This is a genomic window from Kosakonia sp. (genome assembly GCF_032104925.1).
Classification (GTDB): Bacteria; Pseudomonadota; Gammaproteobacteria; order Enterobacterales; family Enterobacteriaceae; genus Kosakonia.
In genome coordinates this window covers 534,337-556,526 of sequence record NZ_DAMCGF010000003.1, presented here as the reverse complement: position 1 = coordinate 556,526, position 22,190 = coordinate 534,337, and the positions used below count along the sequence as shown (strand labels likewise).

Below are 22,190 nucleotides of genomic sequence, written 5' to 3'. Positions count from 1 at the left end.
GCTCTTGTCGTTTCTGCACTTCAGGGCAACTCCGGCGGCTGCCACTCTTCCACTTCTATAAGCACCAGTATTGCCGCATCGCCGCCATACTCTTTCGGGGCCTGGTGAAACGCCATTACATGCGGGTGCTGCGCCAGCCACAGCGGTGTCTGCTGCTTGAGAATATGTTTGCCGTGGCCGTGCATCACGCAGGCGCAAAACACATGTTCGCGACGGCAGGCGGCAATCAACGCCCCCAGCTCCTGTTTCGCCTGAAGCTGGGTTAAACCGTGCAGATCAAGAAACAGCTCCGGGGCATAATCGCCACGGCGGATCTTTTTCAGCTCAAAATGGCTGACATCGTCGCGCACATATTTTACCGGGCCTTCGGTGTTTAACAGCGGCTGGAACTCATCAGAAAAATAGTGGCTGTTATCGGCCTGCTCCTGCAACAACCGTTTCTCCGGCACTTCAGTGATTTTTTTTCGTGCCGGGCGATGAACCACGGTGTCCTGCTTTATCTGGCGTGTACCGGTCATCAGTTGCCGGAACAGCGCCTGTTCCTCCTCGCTAAGCGATGGTTTCTTTTTCATCTGCGCATCTCATCTTTTCTTTTTTTCAGTGTACCCGACTCATTGCGCCAGCGGTGCAGCAAAATGCATTTTTACCCCGCGCAGGTGCGTGAGAATGCTGATTTATCGCCGTCTTCGTGGCAAACTAGCCGCCGAATTTAATGCGAGCATGCGCCTGGGGGATACCATGGATAAAATTTTCGTCGACGAAGCAGTGAACGAGCTGCACACCATTCAGGACATGTTGCGCTGGTCGGTAAGCCGATTTAGCGCCGCCAATATCTGGTACGGACACGGCACCGACAACCCGTGGGACGAAGCGGTGCAACTGGTGTTGCCAACACTCTACCTGCCGCTGGATATCCCGGAAGATATGCGCACCGCGCGCCTGACCTCCAGCGAACGTCACCGCATTGTTGAACGCGTGATCCGCCGTGTTAATGAGCGTATTCCGGTGGCTTATCTCACCAATAAAGCCTGGTTTTGCGGCCACGAATTTTATGTTGATGAGCGCGTACTGGTGCCGCGTTCGCCGATTGGCGAGCTGATTAACAACCATTTTGCGGGTCTTATCGATGAACCGCCGAAGCATATTCTTGATATGTGTACCGGTAGCGGCTGTATCGCGATTGCCTGTGCTTATGCCTTCCCGGAAGCGGAAGTGGACGCCGTCGATATCTCCACGGACGCGCTGGCGGTAACCGAACACAATATCGAAGAGCACGGGCTTATTCATCACGTGACGCCAATCCGCTCCGACGTTTTCCGCGACTTGCCGAAAGTGCAGTACGACCTGATTGTGACCAACCCGCCGTACGTTGACGAAGAAGATATGGCGGATCTGCCTTCCGAGTATCGCCACGAGCCAGAACTTGGCCTGGCCTCCGGCAGCGATGGCCTGAAACTGACGCGCCGCATCCTCGCCTGCGCGCCGGATTACCTCTCTGACAACGGCATCCTGATTTGTGAAGTGGGTAACAGCATGGTACATCTGATGGAACAATATCCGGACGTACCGTTTACCTGGCTGGAGTTTGATAACGGCGGGGACGGCGTCTTCATGCTGACCAAAGCGCAGCTTATCGCCGCTCGCGAACATTTCAGCATCTATAAAGATTAAAACGACGCTCAACACAGACAACGACAACGGAGCCGTGATGGCAGGAAACACAATTGGACAACTCTTTCGCGTAACCACCTTCGGCGAATCGCACGGCCTGGCGCTCGGCTGTATTGTCGACGGTGTGCCGCCGGGCATTCCGCTGACCGAGGCGGATCTGCAACACGATCTGGACAGACGCCGCCCGGGGACATCGCGCTACACCACTCAGCGCCGCGAGCCGGATCAGGTGAAAATCCTCTCCGGCGTGTTTGAAGGCGTGACCACTGGCACCAGCATTGGTCTGCTGATTGAAAATACCGATCAGCGTTCGCAGGATTACGGCGCGATTAAAGATCTGTTCCGTCCGGGACATGCGGATTACACCTACGAGCAAAAATATGGCGTGCGCGACTATCGCGGCGGTGGCCGTTCTTCCGCCCGTGAAACGGCGATGCGCGTGGCGGCTGGCGCTATTGCTAAAAAATACCTGGCGCAGAAATTTGGCATTGTTATTCGTGGTTGCCTGACGCAGATGGGCGACATCCCGCTGGCGATTAAAGCGTGGGAGCAGGTGGAGCAGAACCCATTTTTCTGCCCGGACCCCGATAAAATTGACGCACTGGATGAGCTGATGCGCGGCCTGAAAAAAGAGGGCGATTCCATTGGCGCGAAAGTGACCGTTGTCGCTGATGGCGTACCGGCAGGTCTTGGCGAGCCGGTGTTTGACCGCCTTGATGCGGATATTGCCCATGCGCTGATGAGCATTAACGCGGTGAAAGGCGTTGAAATTGGCGATGGCTTTGAGGTGGTAAAACTGCGCGGCAGCGAAAACCGCGACGAAATCACCAAACAGGGTTTTCAGAGCAACCACGCGGGCGGCATTTTGGGCGGTATCAGCAGCGGCCAGCAAATTGTCGCCACTATTGCGCTGAAACCCACCTCAAGCATTACCGTGCCCGGTAAGACGATCAACCGCTTTGGCGATGAGGTCGAAATGATCACCAAAGGTCGTCACGATCCGTGTGTTGGCATTCGCGCCGTACCGATCGCTGAAGCGATGCTGGCGATTGTCTTGATGGATCACTTCCTGCGTCAGCGCGCGCAAAACGCTGACGTGATAACCGATATTCCACGCTGGTAACCATGAAAAAAACGGCAATCGCCCTGTTTGCCCTGCTGGTGAGCGCAACTGCCATGGCGGCGACGCCATGGCAAAAACTGACCCATCCCATCGCCGGTAGCCCCCAATCTATCGGCGCGTTTACCAATGGTTGCATCGTTGGCGCACATGAGCTGCCGCTGCAATCGGATCACTATCAGGTGATGCGCACCGATCAACGGCGCTATTTCGGCCATCCGGATCTGGTGTTATTCATTCAGCGCTTCAGCACTCAGGTATACAACCTCGGGCTCGGTACGGTGCTGGTAGGCGATATGGGAATGCCAGCCGGTGGGCGCTTTAACGGCGGTCACGCCAGCCACCAGTCGGGGCTGGATGTTGATATCTTCCTGCAGCTTCCGAAAACGCGCTGGAGCGCGGCGCAATTGCTCAAACCGCAGGCGCTGGATCTGGTTTCCAGCGATGGTAAACAGGTGGTGCCCGCGCTGTGGAAGCCGGAAATCAGCAGCATGATCAAGCTGGCGGCAGAGGATAACGAGGTGACGCGTATCTTCGTTAACCCGGCAATCAAGCAGCAGCTTTGCCTGGATGCGGGTAGCGATCGTGACTGGCTGCGCAAAGTGCGCCCGTGGTTCCAGCATCGCGCGCATATGCATGTGCGCCTGCGCTGCCCGGCGGACAGCCTGGAGTGCCAGGATCAACCGCTGCCGCCGCCAGGCGATGGTTGCGGCGCGGAATTGCAAAGCTGGTTTGAACCGGCGAAGCCGGGTAGTTCAACGCCTGAGAAAAAGACGCCGCCGCCGTTGCCGCCGTCCTGTCAGGCTTTACTGGATGAACACGCACTCTGATGGAACTCTTTCAACAACTGTTTATGGTGTCACCGCTGCTGCTGGTGACGCTTTTTTTTGTCGCGCTGCTGGCCGGGTTTATTGACGCGCTGGCGGGCGGTGGTGGGCTGCTAACCGTTCCGGCGCTGATGGCGGCGGGCATGTCACCGGCGCAGGCGCTGGCGACCAACAAATTGCAGGCCTGCGGCGGTTCGCTTTCGGCATCGCTCTATTTTATTCGCCGCAAAGTGGTGAATCTCGCCGATCAGAAGCTCAATATTTTGATGACCTTTATCGGCTCCACCACCGGCGCGCTGCTGGTGCAACATGTGCAATCCGATGTGCTGCGCCAGATCCTGCCAATCTTAGTTATCTGTATTGGCCTCTATTTCCTGCTGATGCCAGGGCTGGGCGAAGAGGATCGTCAGCGCCGCTTGTACGGCCTGCCTTTCGCGCTGGTTTCCGGCGGCTGTGTTGGTTTCTATGACGGTTTCTTCGGCCCGGGCGCAGGCTCGTTTTACGCCCTGGCGTTTGTCACACTTGCGGGTTTTAACCTGGCAAAATCGACCGCTCATGCCAAAGTGCTGAATGCCACCTCCAACGTCGGCGGGCTGCTGCTATTTATTATTGGCGGCAAAGTGGTGTGGGGCACCGGTTTTGTTATGCTGGCCGGGCAATTTCTCGGCGCGCGCATGGGCTCGCGTCTGGTGCTCAGCAAAGGGCAAAAGCTCATTCGTCCGATGATTGTGATTGTCTCGGCGGTGATGAGCGCCAAACTTCTCTATGACAGTCACGGGCAGGAGATCCTCCAGTATCTGGGGGTGAATGTATGACGCATCACTATCAACAGTTAATTGATATTTTCGACGGCTGTTTTGCCGACGATTTTAATACCCGTCTGATTAAAGGCGACGACGAACCGATCTATCTTCCTGCTGATGCGGATGTTCCTTATAACCGCATTGTCTTTGCCCACGGCTTTTATGCCAGCGCGTTACATGAAATTTCGCACTGGTGCATTGCGGGAGCCGAGCGGCGCAAGCTGGTGGATTTTGGTTACTGGTACTGCCCGGACGGCCGCGATGCGGCGACGCAGGGGAAATTCGAAGATGTTGAAGTCAAACCGCAGGCGTTTGACTGGTTGTTCTGCGTGGCGGCAGGTTTCCCGTTTAACGTCAGTTGCGACAATCTGGAAGGCGATTTCGAACCCGATCGCATCGTGTTCCAGCGCCGTGTACATGCACAGGTGATGGCGTATCTGGAGCAGGGCATTCCTGCACGTCCGGCGCGTTTTATTAAAGCACTACAGGATTATTACCAGACGCCGCCCTTAGCGGCAGCACAGTTTCCGTGGCCGGAAGACCTGTAAGGCCATTTTTTAAAATGAGGAAGAGAGATGATCGCGGAGTTTGAATCACGCATTCTGGCGTTAATAGATAACATGGTGGACCACGCCAGTGATGATGAGCTGTTCGCGGGCGGTTATCTGCGCGGCCACCTGACATTGGCGGTGGCGGAGCTGGAGAGCGGCGATGACCATGCGCCCGAAACCCTGTACGGCAAAGTGACCACCAGTGTGCAAACCGCTATTCAGGCGGGGGAATTATCGCCGCGCGATCAGGCGCTGGTGCTCGGCATGTGGGAAAACCTGTATCAGCAGGCGAAAGCGCACTAAGCCGTTCTTTCCCTCTCCATTCAGGAGAGGGAAAACATCCACTTCATTTCACCGCTTTACCCTTCAATAACTTTCTGACCCATAAACGATTCGGGTTCATTGCCGCCAGCGTTTCACCGTCCAGCGGGATCGGTTCATTGCTCATTTGTGATGCCAGGATTTCTGCCGCCAGCGGCGCGCTGCAAAGACCTCGTGAACCGAGCGCTCCCAGCATAAACAGGCCGTCATAGGCGGGCGCGCTGACGGCTGTTTCGCTGTGTTCTGCGAGGGTCGCATAGGCGCTAAGCGTTGCGTCGTAATCCGCCACGTTGCCAACCATCGGCAGGTGATCGCGCGTGGCGCAGCGCACGCCGCAGCGCGCCTCGCCCGCGCTGACGTCCACCGTTTTGGCCCATGAAGCCTGCGGGAAGCAGTCGAGCAACCGCTGGCGGTTCTGCTGCTGATCGGCTTCGCTGTAGGCGGTTTCCTGCTGACCGCGATGATAACTGGCGCCAATGCAGTGCTGCTGATTGTGCGGGTTTTGCGGCGTCAGATAGCCGTCATAACACAGCACCTGGCGCAACGGGCTGAGCTGAGGCGTGGTGGGAATATGGCTGACCTGGCCTGCCACCGGATACACCGGCAGTTTTTCCGTTTGCGCAAAGTAGTGAATGCGGTGCCCGTTAGCCAGCACCACGGCGGCATGCTGGCGTAACTCGCCGCCTTTGATATGCAACTGCCAGTAATTATCGCCAGCCGTTAATTGCTCGACATCATACCCATAGTGCACCTGCAAACCCTGTTCACAAGCCAGCGCGATGGCGGCCGCCGTGAGCTGCGCCGGGCAAAGCCAGCCGCCTGCCGGGTAAGTGATGCCACCGCAGCCGGTTTCCACGCCGCAGAGCGCATCGACCTCATTAGCCTCAACGCGCCTGGCGAGTTCCGGGGGCAGATCCAGCGTCAGCATCTGTTCGATTTTATGCTGGCTTTTTTCATCCCAGCCGAGCTGTGTCACGCCGCACCACTGATGGTCGAATTCAACAGGAAGCGCGTCGTACACGCGGCGGGCAAAGGTAAAAGCCGCCGGGAAGAAACGCGCAAGCGCCGGATCGTGCGCGCTGAGCAAAGGATAGAGTGCGCCCTGACGGTTACCGGATGCGCCTTCGGCAGGGGCGTTATCGGCGCAATACAGCGTGACCTGCCAGCCGCGACGCAGCAACGCCAGCGACAATAGTGCGCTGGCTACCCCGCCGCCAATTAGCGCCACTTCGCGCTTCTCTGTGCCGCTGCGGGCAAACCACGGCGCACGAATCGCTGGCATTTGCGGGTTCTCCATCACCCCGGTGAGCATTTCGCGTTTGCGGCCAAAACCTTTGCTTTTGCGCATGGTAAAACCCGCCTCTTGCAGACCGCGCCGGACGAAACCCGCCGAGGTAAAAGTCGCCAGCGTACCGCCAGGCCTTGCAAGATGCGCCATCGCCTGAAACAGATTGGGTGTCCACATGTCCGGGTTTTTGGCGGGCGCAAACCCGTCAAGGAACCAGGCGTCGACGCTCTGGTTGAGCGAATCATCCAGCGTATCGGTCAGTTCGTTGATATCACCGAACCACAAATCGAGCGTCACACGACCGCCATCCAGCAACAGGCGGTGGCAACCGGCAAAGGGCAGCGGCCACTGTGCTTGTAGCTGTTCTGCCCAGTTCGCCAGTTCCGGCCAGTGGGCGTGCGCTTTGCGCAGATCGTCGCGGGTGAGCGGAAATTTTTCAAAACTGATGAAATGTAATCTTTCCAGGGTAGCGTCGGGGTTTACTGCGCGAAAGGCCGTAAACGCCTGCCAGAGGGTAAGGAAGTTCAGACCGGTGCCGAAACCGCTCTCCGCCACCACAAACAGCGGGCGCGGGTGGTCAGGAAAACGCTGTTCAAGACGGTTGCCGCCGAGAAAAACATAACGAGTCTCTTCCAGCCCGTTATCATTAGAGAAGTAGACATCGTCAAAATCTCGGGAAACAGGTGTACCCTCAGCGTTGAATTCCAGGTTGGCGGATTGTATAGCGGTTTGTTTCACGTAAGTTACTCGTCCATCAAGCAGTGTCACGATCTTAACGAGGGACAAAGAAAGGCGCAAATTTCCTCAGAAATTGTCTGATCGGACTTGTTCGGCGTACAAGTGTACGCTATCTTGCGACACGAAACTTAATTAGTGCGACTTTAGGGGTATTGAATGAAACGTGCAGTGATTACTGGCCTGGGCATCGTTTCCAGCATTGGTAACAACCAGCAGGAAGTCCTGGCATCCCTGCGTGAAGGACGCTCAGGGATCACATTCTCTCAGGAATTCAAAGATTCCGGCATGCGCAGCCACGTATGGGGTAACGTTAAACTGGACACCACTGGTTTGATTGACCGTAAAGTGGTTCGTTTCATGAACGATGCCTCTATCTATTCCTATCTCTCCATGCAGCAGGCGATTGAAGATGCCGGCCTGAAAGACGAGGTTTACCAGAACAACCCGCGCGTGGGCCTGATTGCAGGTTCTGGCGGTTCGTCTAAATCTCAGGTTTTCGGTGCTGATGCAATGCGCAGCCCGCGTGGTCTGAAAGCGGTTGGCCCGTATGTGGTCACCAAAGCGATGGCGTCTGCGGTTTCCGCGTGCCTCGCAACACCGTTTAAAATTCACGGCGTGAACTACTCCATCAGTTCCGCGTGTGCCACTTCCGCACACTGTATCGGTAACGCGGTAGAGCAGATCCAACTGGGCAAACAGGACATCGTTTTTGCCGGTGGCGGCGAAGAGCTGTGCTGGGAAATGGCCTGCGAGTTCGACGCAATGGGCGCGCTCTCTACCAAATACAATGAAACGCCGGAAAAAGCGTCCCGTACTTACGATAAAAACCGTGACGGTTTCGTTATCGCAGGCGGCGGCGGTATGGTGGTGGTTGAAGAACTGGAGCACGCGCTGGCGCGCGGCGCGCACATTTATGCGGAAATCGTTGGCTACGGCGCGACCTCCGATGGCGCAGACATGGTAGCGCCGTCAGGCGAAGGCGCAGTGCGCTGCATGAAGATGGCGATGCACGGTGTTGATACGCCGATCGATTATCTGAACTCCCACGGGACTTCCACGCCGGTTGGCGATGTGAAAGAACTGGGCGCTATCCGCGAAGTGTTCGGCAACAACAGCCCGGCGATTTCCGCGACTAAAGCGATGACCGGTCACTCTCTGGGTGCGGCTGGCGTTCAGGAAGCGATCTACTCCCTGCTGATGCTGGAGCACGGCTTTATCGCCCCGAGCATTAACGTGGAAGAGCTGGATGAGCAGGCTGAAGGCCTGAACATTGTCACTAAACCGATGGATGCGACGCTGACTACCGTGATGTCTAACAGCTTCGGTTTTGGCGGCACCAACGCCACTCTGGTGATGCGCAAACTGAAATAAGTTTGTCTTACCGCGAGAAGGGGAGCCTGAGGCTCCCTTTTTTATTGCCAGCGTTAAACCTTCTTCTGCGGGGCAGCAACGGGCTTTGGCTCTGTCTTGATTGTCGTTGAAGTGACATCTTAGCGAACTGGCAGAGGCTGTTTTTACGGTTTCTGTCACGCGCTCTGGCGACGAAAACAATTCCGCTTTTATTGCGGGGATTTTTATGCGTTGACAACCCGCTACGGTGACAGGCAAACTCCACCCGCAACATTATCCCCACGATAATGCGTAAGCGTTTAACGTTAACCAACGCGCCTTAATCCTGAAACTCAGGTAGAGGGGGCGTGGTACTTCCAAATCCCGCCTTACTCTGCGTTATGGAGTAATGCATGTCTGCAGAATCACAATCTGTTCGTTCTTCTTCAGCGAATGTCTCGCTGTTTCGCATCGCTTTCGCGGTGTTTCTCACCTATATGACCGTTGGGCTGCCGCTACCGGTGATCCCGCTGTTTGTTCACCAGCAACTCGACTACGGCAACACGATGGTCGGTATCGCGGTCGGAATTCAGTTTCTTGCTACCGTCTTAACGCGCGGCTACGCCGGGCGACTGGCGGATCAGTTCGGCGCTAAACGATCAGCGTTGCAGGGAATGTTTGCCTGCGCGCTGGCGGGTGTGGCGTGGCTTCTCGCGGCGTTATTGCCGGTTGAACCGCTGGCGAAATTCGCGTTGCTGGTGGTGGGGCGTCTAATTCTCGGCTTTGGCGAAAGCCAGTTACTGACCGGAACGCTGACCTGGGGTATGGGGCTGGTTGGCCCGGCGCGTTCCGGCAAAGTGATGTCGTGGAACGGGATGGCGATTTATGGCGCGCTGGCGGCAGGTGCGCCGCTGGGGTTATTGATCCACAGCCAGTTTGGTTTTGCGGCGCTTGCTGCGACCACTATCGCGTTACCGTTTGTTGCCTGGGCGTTTAACGGCAGCGTGCGCAAAGTCCCGGCACATGCGGGTGAGCGTCCCTCTTTGTGGAGTGTGGTTGGGCTTATCTGGCAGCCGGGCCTTGGTCTGGCATTGCAGGGCGTCGGCTTTGCGGTCATCGGTACCTTTGTTTCGCTCTATTTCGCCAGCAACGGCTGGGCAATGGCGGGCTTTACGTTGACCGCCTTTGGCGGTGCGTTTGTGCTGATGCGTATTCTGTTTGGCTGGATGCCGGACCGTTTTGGCGGCGTGCGGGTGGCGATAGCCTCGCTGATAGTTGAAACCGTAGGACTGTTGCTGCTGTGGCAGGCGCACGACGCGTGGACGGCGCTGCTTGGCGCGGCGCTAACCGGCTGCGGTTGTTCACTGATTTTCCCGGCGCTCGGTGTGGAAGTGGTGAAACGCGTGCCGCCGCAGGTACGCGGTACGGCGCTTGGCGGTTATGCCGCGTTTCAGGACATCTCGTATGCCGTCACCGGCCCGCTGACCGGCCTGCTGGCAACCTCGCTCGGCTATCCGTCGGTGTTCCTCGCCGGGGCTATCTCGGCAGTGACCGGCATTATCGTGACGTTAATCGCTTTCCGCTCCCGTAAATAGCGCAGAAAACCGCAGCAATAAAACTCTTTGCAACCGGTTTCACAAAACAAGCCCGCGATGATGTCATGTCATCGCGGGCTTGTTTATCCTTTGTTCACCATTGAGCGAAAGGAGAGAGATATGTCCGGGTTTAAAGCGGATTTTTTATGGGGTGGCGCTGTTGCCGCGCATCAGTTGGAAGGCGGCTGGCAGGAAGGCGGTAAAGGCGTGAGTGTTGCCGATGTAATGACCGCTGGCGCGCACGGCGTACCGCGTGAGATTACCGACGGCGTGCTGCCCGGTAAAAATTATCCCAACCATGATGCCATCGATTTTTATCATCGCTACAAAGACGACATTAAGCTGTTTGCCGAGCTGGGTTTTAAATGTTTTCGCACCTCCATTGCCTGGACGCGTATTTTCCCGAAAGGCGACGAGCTGGAGCCAAACGAAGCCGGGCTGCAATTCTATGACGATCTGTTCGACGAATGCCTGAAGTACAATATCGAGCCGGTGATTACCCTGTCTCATTTCGAAATGCCTTATCACCTCGTCACCGAATATGGCGGCTGGCGTAACCGTAAACTCATCGACTTCTTTGTCCGCTTCGCTAATGCCGTTTTCACCCGCTACCGCAGCAAGGTGAAATACTGGATGACATTTAACGAAATCAATAACCAGGCCAACTACCACGAAGATTTTGCGCCCTTTACTAACTCCGGCGTGAAGTACCAGCCTGGTGAAGATCGGGAAGTGATTATGTATCAGGCGGCGCACTATGAGCTGGTGGCGAGTGCGCTGGCGGTAGAGGCCGGACATAAAATCAACCCGGATTTTAAAATTGGCTGCATGATCGCCATGTGTCCGATCTACCCGTTAACCTGTGCGCCGGACGACATGATGATGTCGGTGGTGGCGATGCATCGCCGCTACTGGTTTACCGATGTGCATGTGCGCGGTTATTACCCGCAGCATCTGCTCAACTACTTCGCTCGCCGTGGTTTCAAACTCGATATTACCGACGAAGATTTACAGATCCTCACGCGTGGCCGCGTCGACTATATCGGCTTCAGTTACTACATGTCTTTCGTGACCAAAGCGAAAGAAGATAACCCGCAGCTGGATTACGACGAAACCAAGAGCCTTGTGCCGAACCCGTATGTCAAAGCGTCCGACTGGGGCTGGCAAATCGACCCGGTTGGCCTGCGTTACTCCCTGAACTACTTCTACGACATGTATCAGTTGCCGCTGTTTGTGGTGGAAAACGGCTTTGGCGCGATTGATAAGCCTGAAAGCGACGGCGTGGTCAATGATCAGTACCGCATTGATTATATGCGTAACCACATCAGTGAAATGAAAAAAGCGGTGGTGGAGGATGGCGTTGATTTAATGGGCTACACCCCGTGGGGCTGTATCGATCTGGTCTCGGCGGGCACCGGCGAAATGAAAAAACGTTACGGCTTAATCTACGTCGATAAAGACAACGACGGCAACGGTACGCTGGCGCGCAGTCGCAAGAAATCGTTCTGGTGGTATCAGGACGTGATCAAACATAACGGTGACAATCTGTAAAAGCGAATCCCCTCCAGCGGAGGGGATTTTTTTAACTGAGCAGCCAGAAAAGAAACGCCACGATCAGCAGGGCGATAAAGAAGAAACCCGGACGGGTGGAGATCGCTTTTACCGTCTCTACAATCGGTGCCACGAAGGGACTGTAAATCGGCTGAATATCACGCACCTCAATCATCCCCGACGCCCGTTCCGTGCGGCGCAAGAACACATGGTTCAGAATATCCTGTACCTGCGCGGTGGTTAACACCGTCTGCGGCGTCGCTTGCCATGTCTGCTGCGCGTACTCGGTAATGCTGCGCATCTCGTTATTATCCAGCGGCTGCTTCAGTACCGTCTGGATAACATGCAGTGTTGGCGCGGGATGCGTGCTCAATGTCTGACGCGCCTGTAGCCAGGTCATCAGCGGCGTAAAATGTTTTGCCGGGATCAGTTCGCCGCTTTTCACGCCGGACAGCTCCAGCATCGATTGCCAGATAAGTTTGCCCGATTCACCGGTAGCTGCGGTCAGTTTGATAACCGCCTGGTTGAGCGAGTTATGCTCCGCGGGCAGCAGCGGGCGCTCGGTGGAAGGGCGCTGTTGCGGCTGTGGAATCGTGATCTGGTTGTTTTGCAGCATCGTCAGCACCGTTTTCAACTGCTGCGGTGTCAGCTGGCTTAGCGCCGTCTGCCCGAACTGCTGGCGAATAAAATCACTCACCGCCTGGCGATTATTCCCCTGGCTTAACAGCTCCGTCAGCTGTGAAACCATCTGGCGAGTTGTGTGGTTCTGCGTTGCCGTCTCTACGCGCTGGTTGAGGTTCTGTTCCGCCGCCGGAAAATGGCGGGAAAGCAGCGGCGTGTCGTTCTTCAGCCCTAAATCATGCTTAACGCCCGCCCAGACTTCCGCGCTCTGCTGTTGGGTCAGCGCAATCAGGCGAATAACCAGACGCTCAAGCACAGTGCGCTGCATCGTGGATAACGGTTGCTCGCCGATATTATTGGCGGCTGGAGCTGGCTCTTGCCCGGGAGGGCGCGCGGGGGCACCCTGAATGGGTTGAATCATGGTTTCCTCTTACTCTCGCGTGGCGGTGGCGGCATTGCGGGTATGCCCGGCCGCGAGATTATGGCACACTTGCGCGCTCAACTCCCGTTCTCAAACAGGTACTGAAGCGTGAAAATCCTTGTTGATGAAAATATGCCTTACGCCCGCGATCTTTTTAGTCGCCTTGGCGAGGTAAAAGCGGTTCCCGGTCGCCCGATTCCCGTGGCGGAACTGGCTGATGCGGACGCTTTAATGGTGCGCTCTGTCACGAAGGTGAATGACGGTTTATTACAGGGCACGGGGATCAAATTTGTCGGCACGGCGACGGCAGGCACCGACCATGTTGATGAGGCGTTTTTGCAACAGGCGGGCATTGCCTTTTCCGCCGCGCCAGGCTGCAACGCGATTGCGGTCGTCGAATATGTTTTCTCCTCGTTGTTGATGCTGGCGGAGCGCGACGGCTTTGCGTTACAGGATCGCACCGTTGGTATCGTGGGTGTCGGCAATGTGGGCGGTCGCCTGCAGGCGCGACTGGAAGCGTTCGGTGTTCGTACATTGCTATGCGATCCGCCGCGCGCCGATCGTGGCGACGACGGGGATTTCCGCACCCTGGACGAGCTGGTGCGCGAAGCCGATGTGCTGACATTCCATACGCCGCTGTTTAAAGACGGGCCGTATAAAACGCTGCACCTGGCGGATGATGCGCTGCTTTCGCGCCTGCGGCCTGGCACTATTCTGATAAATGCCTGCCGCGGGCCGGTAGTGGATAACGCCGCGCTGTTACAACGTTTGCAGGCCGGGCAGGCGCTGAGCGTGGTGCTGGACGTGTGGGAGCCGGAGCCGGATCTGAATGTCGATTTGCTTAACCTTGTCGATATCGGGACGGCGCATATCGCCGGTTACACCCTTGAAGGCAAAGCGCGCGGCACCACGCAGGTGTTTGAAGCCTTTAGCGATTTTCTCGGCAAGCGCCAGCAAGTGGCGCTCGACACGCTGCTGCCCGCACCGGAATTTGGCCGAATTACGCTGCATGGCCCGCTTGATCAGTCAACGCTAAAAAGGCTGGTGCATTTGGTGTATGATGTGCGCCGCGACGATGCGCTGCTGCGAAAAGTAGCGGGCACGCCGGGTGAGTTTGACAAGCTGCGCAAAAATTACCTTGAGCGCCGTGAATGGTCATCGCTGTACGTGCAGTGCGATGACGCCAGCGCCGCCGCGCTGCTGCAACAGCTTGGTTTCAACGCCACGCATAACCCGGCACGTTAATGTCATCTTAATGCTCCCTGCCGAATAGTGCGGCGGGGACGCTTTTTTCCTGGAGTAAATCACCATGTCTGAAGGCTGGAATATTGCCGTTCTCGGCGCCACAGGCGCTGTCGGAGAAGCCTTGCTCGAAACGTTAGCGGAGCGCCAGTTCCCGGTTGGCGAAGTGTATGCGCTGGCCAGAAGCGAAAGCGCGGGTGAAAACCTGCGTTTTGCCGGTAAAACCGTGCGTGTGGAAGATGCCGCCGGGTTTGACTGGACGCAGGCGCAACTGGCCTTTTTCGTCGCGGGAGCACAGGCTTCTGCCACCTATATTGAAGAGGCGACCAACGCGGGTTGTCTGGTGATCGACACCAGCGGTCTGTTTGCTCTGGAACCGGATGTGCCGCTGGTGATGCCGGATGTTAACCCGTTCGTACTGGCGGATTACCGTAATCGCAACATTATTGCCGTGCCGGATAGCCTCACCAGCCAGTTGCTGGCGGCGCTGAAACCGCTGATTGATGAAGGTGGTTTATCACGCGTGAGCGTAACGTGCTTGCTGTCCGTTTCCCGTAACGGCAAGCAGGCGGTGGACGCGCTGGCCGGGCAGAGCGCCAAGCTGCTGAACGGTATCCCGATTGATGAAGACGACTATTTTGGCCGCCAGTTAGCGTTCAACATGCTGCCGCTGCTGTCAGACAGCGAAGGTAGCGTGCGTGAAGAGCGGGTTATCATCGATCAGATGCGCAAAATTTTGCAGGACGAAGGTCTGATGATCTCCGCGAATTGCGTACAGTCGCCGGTCTTTTACGGCCATGCACAGATGGTGAGTTTTGAAGCGATTCGTCCGCTGGCGGCGGAAGAGGCGCGCGACGCATTCAGCCGCTTTGAAGATATCGCGCTCTCTGATGCGGGAGATTTCCCGACCCAGGTCGGCGATGCCTCGGGCCAGGCGCACCTTTCTGTCGGTTGCGTGCGTAACGATTACGGTATGCCGGAGCAGGTGCAGTTCTGGTCGGTTGCCGATAACGTACGTTTTGGCGGTGCGCTGATGGCGGTGAAAATCGCGGAAAAATTGGTTCAGGAGTATCTGTACTGATGCAGGACGAGCTGAAAGCGCCGGTCTACAAAATTGCGCTTGGCATTGAGTATGACGGCAGCAAGTATTACGGCTGGCAGCGTCAGCAGGAAGTACGCAGCGTGCAGGAGAAGCTGGAGAAAGCGCTCTCGCAGGTGGCTAACGAGCCCATTAACGTGTTCTGCGCCGGGCGTACCGACGCAGGCGTACATGCGACCGGCCAGGTGGTGCATTTTGAAACCACGGCGCTGCGCAAAGACGCGGCCTGGACGCTGGGTGTAAATGCGAATTTGCCTGGTGACATCGCGGTACGTTGGGTCAAAGATGTGCCGGATGATTTTCATGCGCGTTTTAGCGCCACGGCTCGCCGTTACCGCTACGTCATCTACAATCATCGTTTGCGCCCGGCGGTGCTCGGTCACGGTGTGACGCACTATCACCAGCCGCTGGACGCGGAGCGCATGCACCGTGCGGCGCAGTGTCTGCTCGGTGAAAACGACTTTACCTCGTTTCGCGCGGTGCAGTGTCAGTCGCGCACGCCGTGGCGCAACCTGATGCATATCAACGTCAGTCGTTACGGTGCTTATATTGTGGTCGATATCAAAGCCAATGCCTTTGTACATCATATGGTCAGGAATATTGTCGGCAGCCTGATGGAAGTAGGCGCCCACAACCAGCCGGAGAGCTGGATAGCAGAGTTGCTGGCGGTAAAGGACAGAACGCTGGCGGCAGCAACGGCGAAAGCGGAAGGGCTCTATCTGGTGTCGGTGGATTATCCCGCGCGCTTTGAGCTTCCCGCTGCGCCAATGGGCCCGCTGTTCCTGGCGGACTAGTCGCAATTTAAAAAGGCATAACCAGACATGGACTTAATACACTTCCTTATTGATTTCATCCTGCATATTGATGTGCATCTGGCGGAGCTGGTAGCGCAATACGGCGTCTGGGTTTACGCCATCCTGTTCCTGATCCTGTTTTGCGAAACCGGCCTGGTGGTGACCCCGTTTTTGCCGGGCGATTCGCTGCTGTTTGTCGCCGGTGCGCTGGCATCGCTTGGCACCAACGATCTGAATGTCCATATGATGGTAGTGCTGATGTTGGTCGCCGCGATTGCGGGCGATGCGGTGAACTACACCATTGGGCGTCTGTTCGGCGAGCGTTTATTCAGTAATCCGGATTCAAAGATTTTCCGTCGCAGCTATCTCGATAAAACGCATCAGTTTTATGAGAAGCACGGGGGTAAAACGATTATTCTGGCACGTTTTGTACCGATCGTGCGCACTTTTGCGCCTTTTGTTGCGGGCATGGGGCATATGTCCTATCGCCACTTCGCGCTGTTCAACGTGGCCGGCGCGCTGCTGTGGGTGTTACTGTTCACCTACGCAGGCTATTTCTTTGGCACCATTCCGGCGATTCAGGAGAATCTTAAGCTGCTGATTGTGGGAATTATCGTGGTGTCTATACTTCCCGGAGTGTTTGAAGTTATTCGTCACCGTCGCGCCGCGTCGCGACAGGCAAAATAAGAAGTCAGTGGCGGTTCGACCACTTTTTTATCCCAAGTTGCGAACCGTTATGTTTTAATGTGCACCATTTATGGGCTACCAGGTTCATGTATAAAGGTTATCAATGAGCTGGATTGAAAGAATTAAGAGCAACATTACCCCCACCCGTAAGGCGAGCATTCCTGAAGGCGTGTGGACAAAATGCGACAGCTGCGGCCAGGTGCTGTATCGCGCCGAGCTGGAGCGTAACCTTGAGGTCTGCCCGAAATGTGACCACCACATGCGGATGTCAGCGCGTAATCGCCTGCATAGCCTGCTGGATGAAGGTTCACTGGTAGAACTGGGTAGCGAACTTGAGCCGAAAGATGTGCTGAAGTTCCGCGACTCCAAAAAATACAAAGACCGTCTGGCGACAGCGCAGAAGGAAACCGGCGAGAAAGACGCGCTGGTGGTGATGAAAGGCACGCTGCACGGCATGCCGGTTGTGGCCGCGGCGTTCGAGTTCGCCTTTATGGGCGGCTCCATGGGTTCGGTTGTCGGCGCGCGTTTTGTGCGTGCGGTCGAGCAGGCGCTGGAAGACAACTGCCCGCTTATCTGCTTCTCCGCTTCCGGCGGTGCGCGTATGCAGGAAGCGCTGATGTCACTGATGCAGATGGCGAAAACCTCTGCCGCGCTGGCGAAAATGCAGGAGCGCGGTCTGCCGTATATTTCCGTGCTGACCGACCCGACCATGGGTGGCGTTTCTGCAAGCTTCGCGATGCTGGGCGATCTGAACATCGCTGAACCGAAGGCGCTGATTGGTTTTGCCGGTCCGCGTGTTATCGAGCAGACCGTGCGTGAAAAACTGCCGCCGGGCTTCCAGCGCAGCGAGTTCCTGATCGAAAAAGGCGCGATCGATATGATTATCCGCCGTCCGGAACTGCGCCTGAAGCTGGCGCGTATTCTGGCGAAACTGATGAATCTGCCGTCGCCGGAACCGGAAGATACGCTGACGGGCACGGTAATGCCGTCACCGACCGATCAGGAAGGCGAAGCCTGATAATACCGAAGGGCAGAGCCAACAGGCTCTGCCCTTTTGCTTTTCAAACCGTACATTATTAACGGGCATCATGGACACAAAACGCATTCCGCAAGCCACGTCGCCCCTGGCCGCGTGGCTTTCTTATCTGGAAAACCTGCACAGTAAAACCATCGATTTGGGCCTTGAGCGCGTAAGCCAGGTGGCGGCGCGTCTTGATGTGCTCCGTCCCGCGCCGTTTGTCTTTACCGTTGCCGGAACCAATGGCAAAGGCACGACCTGCCGCACCCTGGAATCTATCCTGCTGGCTGCGGGTTATCGCGTCGGCGTTTACAGTTCGCCACATCTGGTGCGTTACACCGAACGCGTGCGCGTACAGGGCGATGAGCTGCCCGAGAGCGCACATACTCATTCGTTTGCCGAAATTGAAGCGGTGCGTGGCGATATTTCGCTGAGTTACTTTGAATACGGCACCCTGTCGGCGCTGTGGCTGTTTAAACAGGCGCAGCTCGATGTGGTGATCCTCGAAGTCGGCCTTGGTGGTCGCCTGGATGCGACCAATCTGGTCGATGCCGATGTCGCCGTGGTCACCAGCATTGCGCTTGACCATACCGACTGGCTGGGGCCGGATCGTGAAAGTATTGGCCGCGAAAAAGCGGGGATCTTCCGCGCCGGGAAACCGGCGGTGGTGGGCGAACCGGACATGCCGTACACCATTGCCGGGGTGGCGCAGGAAAAAGGCGCGCACCTGCTGCGTCGCGGCGTGGACTGGCAGTATGAGGTGGACGCTGATAGCTGGTGTTTTCGCGATGCGCAGGGCGAGCTGAACGGATTGCCGCTACCGCAGGTGCCTCAGCCGAATGCCGCAACGGCTGTAGCCGCGCTGCGTGCCAGCAAGCTGGCGGTGAACGAGCAGGCTATCTGCGACGGTATCGCCGGGGCGATTTTACCCGGACGCTTCCAGATTGTGAGCGAGTCGCCGCGTCTCATCCTCGATGTCGCGCATAATCCTCACGCGGCAGGCTATCTTGCCGGGCGTCTTTCCGCACTACCGAAAACCGGGCGCGTGCTGGCGGTGATTGGCATGCTGCATGATAAAGACATCGCCGGAACGCTTGCCTGTCTGGAGCCGGTGGTCGATAGCTGGTATTGTGCCCCTCTGGAAGGGCCGCGCGGTGCGACAGCGGAACAACTGCTGGAACATCTGCAAACCGGTCGTGCATGGCCGGATGTCGCGCAGGCCTGGCAGGCGGCAATGGCGGACGCCGACGCCTGCGATACGGTGCTGGTGTGTGGCTCGTTCCACACGGTGGCGCATGTCATGGAAGCGATGGAAAAAGCGGGGAGAACCGGTGGCAAGTAAGTTTCAGAACCGTTTGATGGGTACCATTGTGCTGGTCGCGCTCGGGGTTATTATTCTCCCCGGGCTGCTCGACGGGCAGAAAAAGCATTACCAGGATGAGTTCGCGGCAATTCCGCTGGTGCCGAAACCCGGCGATCGCGATGAGCCCGATATGATGCCTGCGGCAACGCAAGCGTTACCGGCGCAGCCGCCGGAAGGGGCTGCGGAGGAGGTGCGCGCCGGGAACGCGGCAGCGCCATCGCTGGATCCGTCGCGCCTGGCGGTGAACGGCAGCCCGGACCCGGAAGTGAGCAGTACGCCGGCAGAACAGCCAAAGCCAAAACCGGTCGAGAAGCCGCAGCCAAAACCGCAACCGCAGCAGCAGGCGCAACCGCCAGCCGCGCGTGAGCAGCAGACGGCGGCCAGCGACGCGCCGGTGAAAGCGCAGGAAGATAAATCCGCGCCGACCGGTAAAGCGTATGTGGTGCAGCTGGGCGCGCTGAAAAACGCCGATAAAGTGAATGAAGTGGTGGGCAAATTACGTGGCGCGGGGTATCGCGTTTACACGTCGCCGACAACGCCGGTTCAGGGTAAAATCACCCGCATTCTGGTGGGACCGGATGCATCACGGGACAAGCTAAAAGATTCGCTTGGCGAGCTTAAACAGATCTCGGGTTTAAGCGGCGTCGTTATGAACTATAGCGCGAATTAATGACCCAACCTTGCCTCACTTGTTGAGGTAAGCGGGCGAGGGAAGCCAGTAATTACCACGCCCGAAGAGGCCAAAGTTCCGATGGCGTTGAATATTTTTTCAGCGCCATTTTTATTTCCGCGCGGGAAGGAAATCCCTACGCAAACGTTTTCTTTTTCTGTTAGAATGCGCCCCGAACTGGACGACAGGGCGTAAAATCGTGGGACACATATGGTCTGGATTGATTACGCCATCATTGCGGTGATTGGTTTTTCTTGTCTGGTAAGCCTGATCCGCGGCTTTGTTCGTGAAGCGTTATCGCTGGTGACATGGGGCTGTGCTTTCTTTGTCGCCAGTCATTACTACACTTACCTGTCTGTCTGGTTCACGGGCTTTGAAGACGAACTGGTGCGCAATGGCATCGCCATCGCGGTCCTGTTTATCGCGACGCTGATTGTTGGCGCTATCGTTAACTATGTGATCGGTGCGCTGGTGGAGAAAACCGGCCTGTCGGGTACTGACAGGGTGTTGGGGATCTGTTTTGGCGCGCTACGCGGCGTGCTGATCGTCGCCGCCATTCTGTTCTTTCTGGATACCTTTACAGGCCTGTCGAAAAGTGACGACTGGCAGAAGTCGCAGCTTATCCCACAATTCAGCTTCATCATCAGATGGTTCTTTGACTATCTGCAAAGCTCGTCGAGTTTCTTGCCCAGGGCATAAGCCCTGAGATGTGGCTTAGAGTTTGGTGTATTAGGCTATTTTACTCGCCATTTTGAACCTGGGCAGTGCTCACAATCCTCGCGTACTACGTGTACGCTCCGGTTGTTGCGCGCTGTCCGTGTTCAAACTGTTTTCGACAATTACGCCTACTAAACCAAACTCTTAACGAGGAAAAGACGTATGTGCGGTATTGTCGGTATCGCCGGTTTTATGCCGGTAAACCAGTCGATTTATGACGCGTTGACGGTGCTTCAGCACCGTGGGCAGGATGCTGCGGGCATCATCACAATTGATGCCAATAACTGTTTCCGTCTGCGTAAAGCGAACGGCATGGTGAGTGATGTATTTGAAGCCCGCCATATGCAGCGTATGCAGGGCAATATGGGTATTGGTCACGTACGTTATCCCACGGCGGGCAGCTCCAGCGCTTCAGAAGCGCAGCCTTTTTACGTTAACTCCCCGTACGGCATTACGCTTGCGCACAACGGCAATCTGACCAACGCGCATGAGCTGCGTAAAAAGCTGTTCGAAGAGAAGCGTCGCCACATTAACACCACCTCTGATTCTGAAATCCTGCTCAATATCTTTGCCAGCGAGCTGGATAACTTCCGCCACTATCCGCTGGAAGCAGACAACATTTTTGCCGCCATTGCCGCTACTAACCGCCAGATCCGCGGTGCGTACGCTTGTGTGGCAATGATCATCGGCCACGGCATGGTTGCGTTTCGCGACCCGAATGGCATCCGTCCGCTGGTGCTGGGCAAACGCGAGATCGGCGATGGTCGCACCGAGTATATGGTCGCCTCGGAAAGCGTGGCGCTGGATACGCTGGGCTTCGAATTCCTGCGTGATATCGCGCCGGGCGAAGCGGTATATATCACTGAAAAAGGCCAGCTGTTCAGCCGTCAGTGCGCGGACAACCCGGTCAGCAACCCGTGCCTGTTCGAATACGTTTACTTTGCACGCCCGGACTCCTTCATCGACAAAATTTCCGTCTACAGCGCGCGTGTCAACATGGGCACCAAGCTTGGCGAAAAAATTGCCCGCGAGTGGGAAGATCTGGACATCGACGTGGTGATTCCGATTCCGGAAACCTCCTGCGATATCGCACTGGAAATCGCCCGTATTCTCGGCAAACCGTACCGCCAGGGGTTTGTGAAAAACCGCTATGTTGGCCGCACCTTTATCATGCCGGGCCAACAGTTGCGCCGTAAGTCTGTGCGCCGCAAACTGAACGCCAACCGTGCCGAGTTCCGCGATAAAAACGTGCTGCTGGTGGATGACTCCATCGTACGCGGCACCACTTCTGAGCAGATTATCGAGATGGCGCGTGAAGCGGGTGCGAAGAAGGTTTATCTCGCTTCTGCCGCCCCGGAAATCCGTTTCCCGAACGTCTACGGTATCGATATGCCAACGGCAAATGAGCTGATTGCCCACGGTCGTGAAGTGGACGAAATTCGCCAGATTATCGGCGCTGACGGGCTGATTTTCCAGGATCTTAACGATTTGATTGACGCGGTGCGTGCCGAAAACCCGGATATTCAGCAATTTGAATGCTCGGTATTTAACGGCGTCTACGTCACTAAAGATGTCGATCAGCAATACCTCGATTATCTCGACTCCCTGCGTAATGACGATGCCAAAGCAGTACAGCTTCAGAACGAAGTTGAAAGTTTAGAGATGCATAACGAAGGTTGATCCTTCCGCGCCCCTCGCTCTGAGGGGCGCAATCTGTTGCAACGCCCTCTATAATCAGGCAAAGTTCGTGCGTGCAAAAAAGGG

General features: G+C 56.5%; 21 protein-coding genes. 18 read left to right on the top strand and 3 right to left on the bottom strand.

The features are described from left to right. Window positions 1-20 precede the first annotated feature (20 nt). Window positions 21-572, bottom strand: a complete 552-nt coding sequence (smrB, locus tag RT644_RS08805; protein ID WP_045513070.1) for an endonuclease SmrB — start codon at window positions 570-572, stop codon at window positions 21-23. Between the two features lie 166 nt (window positions 573-738). Here smrB and prmB point away from each other — a divergent pair, with 166 nt between their 5' ends. The 6 genes from prmB to RT644_RS08775 are packed head-to-tail and all read left to right on the top strand — an operon-like array spanning window position 739 to window position 5,275. Then, entirely contained in the window at window positions 739-1,671 is a 933-nt protein-coding gene (gene prmB, locus RT644_RS08800; RefSeq protein ID WP_044489696.1) for a 50S ribosomal protein L3 N(5)-glutamine methyltransferase, read from the top strand. 37 nt (window positions 1,672-1,708) lie between these two features. Next, window positions 1,709-2,794, top strand: a complete 1,086-nt coding sequence (gene aroC, locus RT644_RS08795; protein ID WP_160269323.1) for a chorismate synthase — start codon at window positions 1,709-1,711, stop codon at window positions 2,792-2,794. 2 nt (window positions 2,795-2,796) lie between these two features. Then, complete coding sequence (mepA, locus tag RT644_RS08790) at window positions 2,797-3,621, top strand: penicillin-insensitive murein endopeptidase (protein WP_313626386.1); 825 nt, start codon at window positions 2,797-2,799, stop codon at window positions 3,619-3,621. After that, window positions 3,621-4,433, top strand: coding sequence for a sulfite exporter TauE/SafE family protein (locus RT644_RS08785; protein WP_020454570.1), 813 nt, complete (start codon window positions 3,621-3,623; stop codon window positions 4,431-4,433). The genes mepA and RT644_RS08785 overlap by 1 nt, the downstream gene beginning before the upstream one ends. Beyond that, window positions 4,430-4,969 carry an elongation factor P hydroxylase gene (locus RT644_RS08780; RefSeq protein WP_020454569.1) on the top strand — a complete coding sequence of 180 codons (540 nt, stop codon included), beginning with the start codon at window positions 4,430-4,432 and terminating at the stop codon, window positions 4,967-4,969. Before RT644_RS08785 ends, RT644_RS08780 begins: the two co-directional genes overlap by 4 nt. 27 nt (window positions 4,970-4,996) lie before the next feature. Beyond that, window positions 4,997-5,275 carry a YfcL family protein gene (locus RT644_RS08775; protein WP_020454568.1) on the top strand — a complete coding sequence of 93 codons (279 nt, stop codon included), beginning with the start codon at window positions 4,997-4,999 and terminating at the stop codon, window positions 5,273-5,275. A 43-nt stretch (window positions 5,276-5,318) separates the two neighbouring features. Here RT644_RS08775 and mnmC read toward each other — a convergent pair whose 3' ends face one another. After that, a complete protein-coding gene (gene mnmC, locus RT644_RS08770; protein ID WP_313626385.1) occupies window positions 5,319-7,319 on the bottom strand; it encodes a bifunctional tRNA (5-methylaminomethyl-2-thiouridine)(34)-methyltransferase MnmD/FAD-dependent 5-carboxymethylaminomethyl-2-thiouridine(34) oxidoreductase MnmC in 2,001 nt (666 codons plus the stop codon). Between the two features lie 156 nt (window positions 7,320-7,475). On the opposite strand from mnmC, the gene fabB reads away from it, so the two are divergent. From fabB to RT644_RS08755, 3 genes are all read left to right on the top strand, one after another. Beyond that, complete coding sequence (gene fabB, locus RT644_RS08765; protein WP_020454566.1) at window positions 7,476-8,690, top strand: beta-ketoacyl-ACP synthase I; 1,215 nt, start codon at window positions 7,476-7,478, stop codon at window positions 8,688-8,690. A 371-nt stretch (window positions 8,691-9,061) separates the two neighbouring features. Further along, entirely contained in the window at window positions 9,062-10,243 is a 1,182-nt protein-coding gene (locus RT644_RS08760; RefSeq protein WP_313626384.1) for an MFS transporter, read from the top strand. A 120-nt stretch (window positions 10,244-10,363) separates the two neighbouring features. Beyond that, window positions 10,364-11,794: a 6-phospho-beta-glucosidase gene (locus RT644_RS08755; RefSeq protein ID WP_249881243.1), complete on the top strand. Its 1,431-nt coding sequence runs from the start codon at window positions 10,364-10,366 to the stop codon at window positions 11,792-11,794. Window positions 11,795-11,825: 31 nt separating this feature from the next. Here the strand turns inward: RT644_RS08755 and flk are convergent, their stop codons facing one another. Then, window positions 11,826-12,833, bottom strand: a complete 1,008-nt coding sequence (flk, locus tag RT644_RS08750; RefSeq protein ID WP_072051661.1) for a flagella biosynthesis regulator Flk — start codon at window positions 12,831-12,833, stop codon at window positions 11,826-11,828. A gap of 111 nt (window positions 12,834-12,944) precedes the next feature. Between flk and pdxB the strand changes: the two genes are divergently transcribed. The 9 genes from pdxB (at window position 12,945) to purF (ending at window position 22,106) form a co-directional block, all read left to right on the top strand. Continuing rightward, complete coding sequence (gene pdxB, locus RT644_RS08745; RefSeq protein WP_313626383.1) at window positions 12,945-14,081, top strand: 4-phosphoerythronate dehydrogenase PdxB; 1,137 nt, start codon at window positions 12,945-12,947, stop codon at window positions 14,079-14,081. 64 nt (window positions 14,082-14,145) lie between these two features. Beyond that, entirely contained in the window at window positions 14,146-15,159 is a 1,014-nt protein-coding gene (locus tag RT644_RS08740) for an aspartate-semialdehyde dehydrogenase (RefSeq protein ID WP_020454561.1), read from the top strand. Continuing rightward, a complete protein-coding gene (gene truA / locus RT644_RS08735) occupies window positions 15,159-15,971 on the top strand; it encodes a tRNA pseudouridine(38-40) synthase TruA (protein ID WP_017458628.1) in 813 nt (270 codons plus the stop codon). Before RT644_RS08740 ends, truA begins: the two co-directional genes overlap by 1 nt. Window positions 15,972-15,998: 27 nt before the next feature. Further along, complete coding sequence (locus RT644_RS08730; RefSeq protein ID WP_020454559.1) at window positions 15,999-16,658, top strand: DedA family protein; 660 nt, start codon at window positions 15,999-16,001, stop codon at window positions 16,656-16,658. A gap of 103 nt (window positions 16,659-16,761) precedes the next feature. Next, the gene (gene accD / locus RT644_RS08725; RefSeq protein ID WP_020454558.1) at window positions 16,762-17,676 is read left to right on the top strand and encodes an acetyl-CoA carboxylase, carboxyltransferase subunit beta; all 915 of its coding nucleotides are present in this window, start codon (window positions 16,762-16,764) and stop codon (window positions 17,674-17,676) included. A 70-nt stretch (window positions 17,677-17,746) separates the two neighbouring features. Beyond that, window positions 17,747-19,018, top strand: coding sequence for a bifunctional tetrahydrofolate synthase/dihydrofolate synthase (gene folC, locus RT644_RS08720; RefSeq protein WP_313626382.1), 1,272 nt, complete (start codon window positions 17,747-17,749; stop codon window positions 19,016-19,018). Beyond that, window positions 19,008-19,709: a cell division protein DedD gene (gene dedD, locus RT644_RS08715; protein WP_020454556.1), complete on the top strand. Its 702-nt coding sequence runs from the start codon at window positions 19,008-19,010 to the stop codon at window positions 19,707-19,709. Before folC ends, dedD begins: the two co-directional genes overlap by 11 nt. Window positions 19,710-19,919: 210 nt before the next feature. Beyond that, window positions 19,920-20,408: a colicin V production protein gene (gene cvpA, locus RT644_RS08710; protein WP_020454555.1), complete on the top strand. Its 489-nt coding sequence runs from the start codon at window positions 19,920-19,922 to the stop codon at window positions 20,406-20,408. A 180-nt stretch (window positions 20,409-20,588) separates the two neighbouring features. Next, the gene (purF, locus tag RT644_RS08705; protein WP_017458622.1) at window positions 20,589-22,106 is read left to right on the top strand and encodes an amidophosphoribosyltransferase; all 1,518 of its coding nucleotides are present in this window, start codon (window positions 20,589-20,591) and stop codon (window positions 22,104-22,106) included. Window positions 22,107-22,190: the final 84 nt, after the last annotated feature.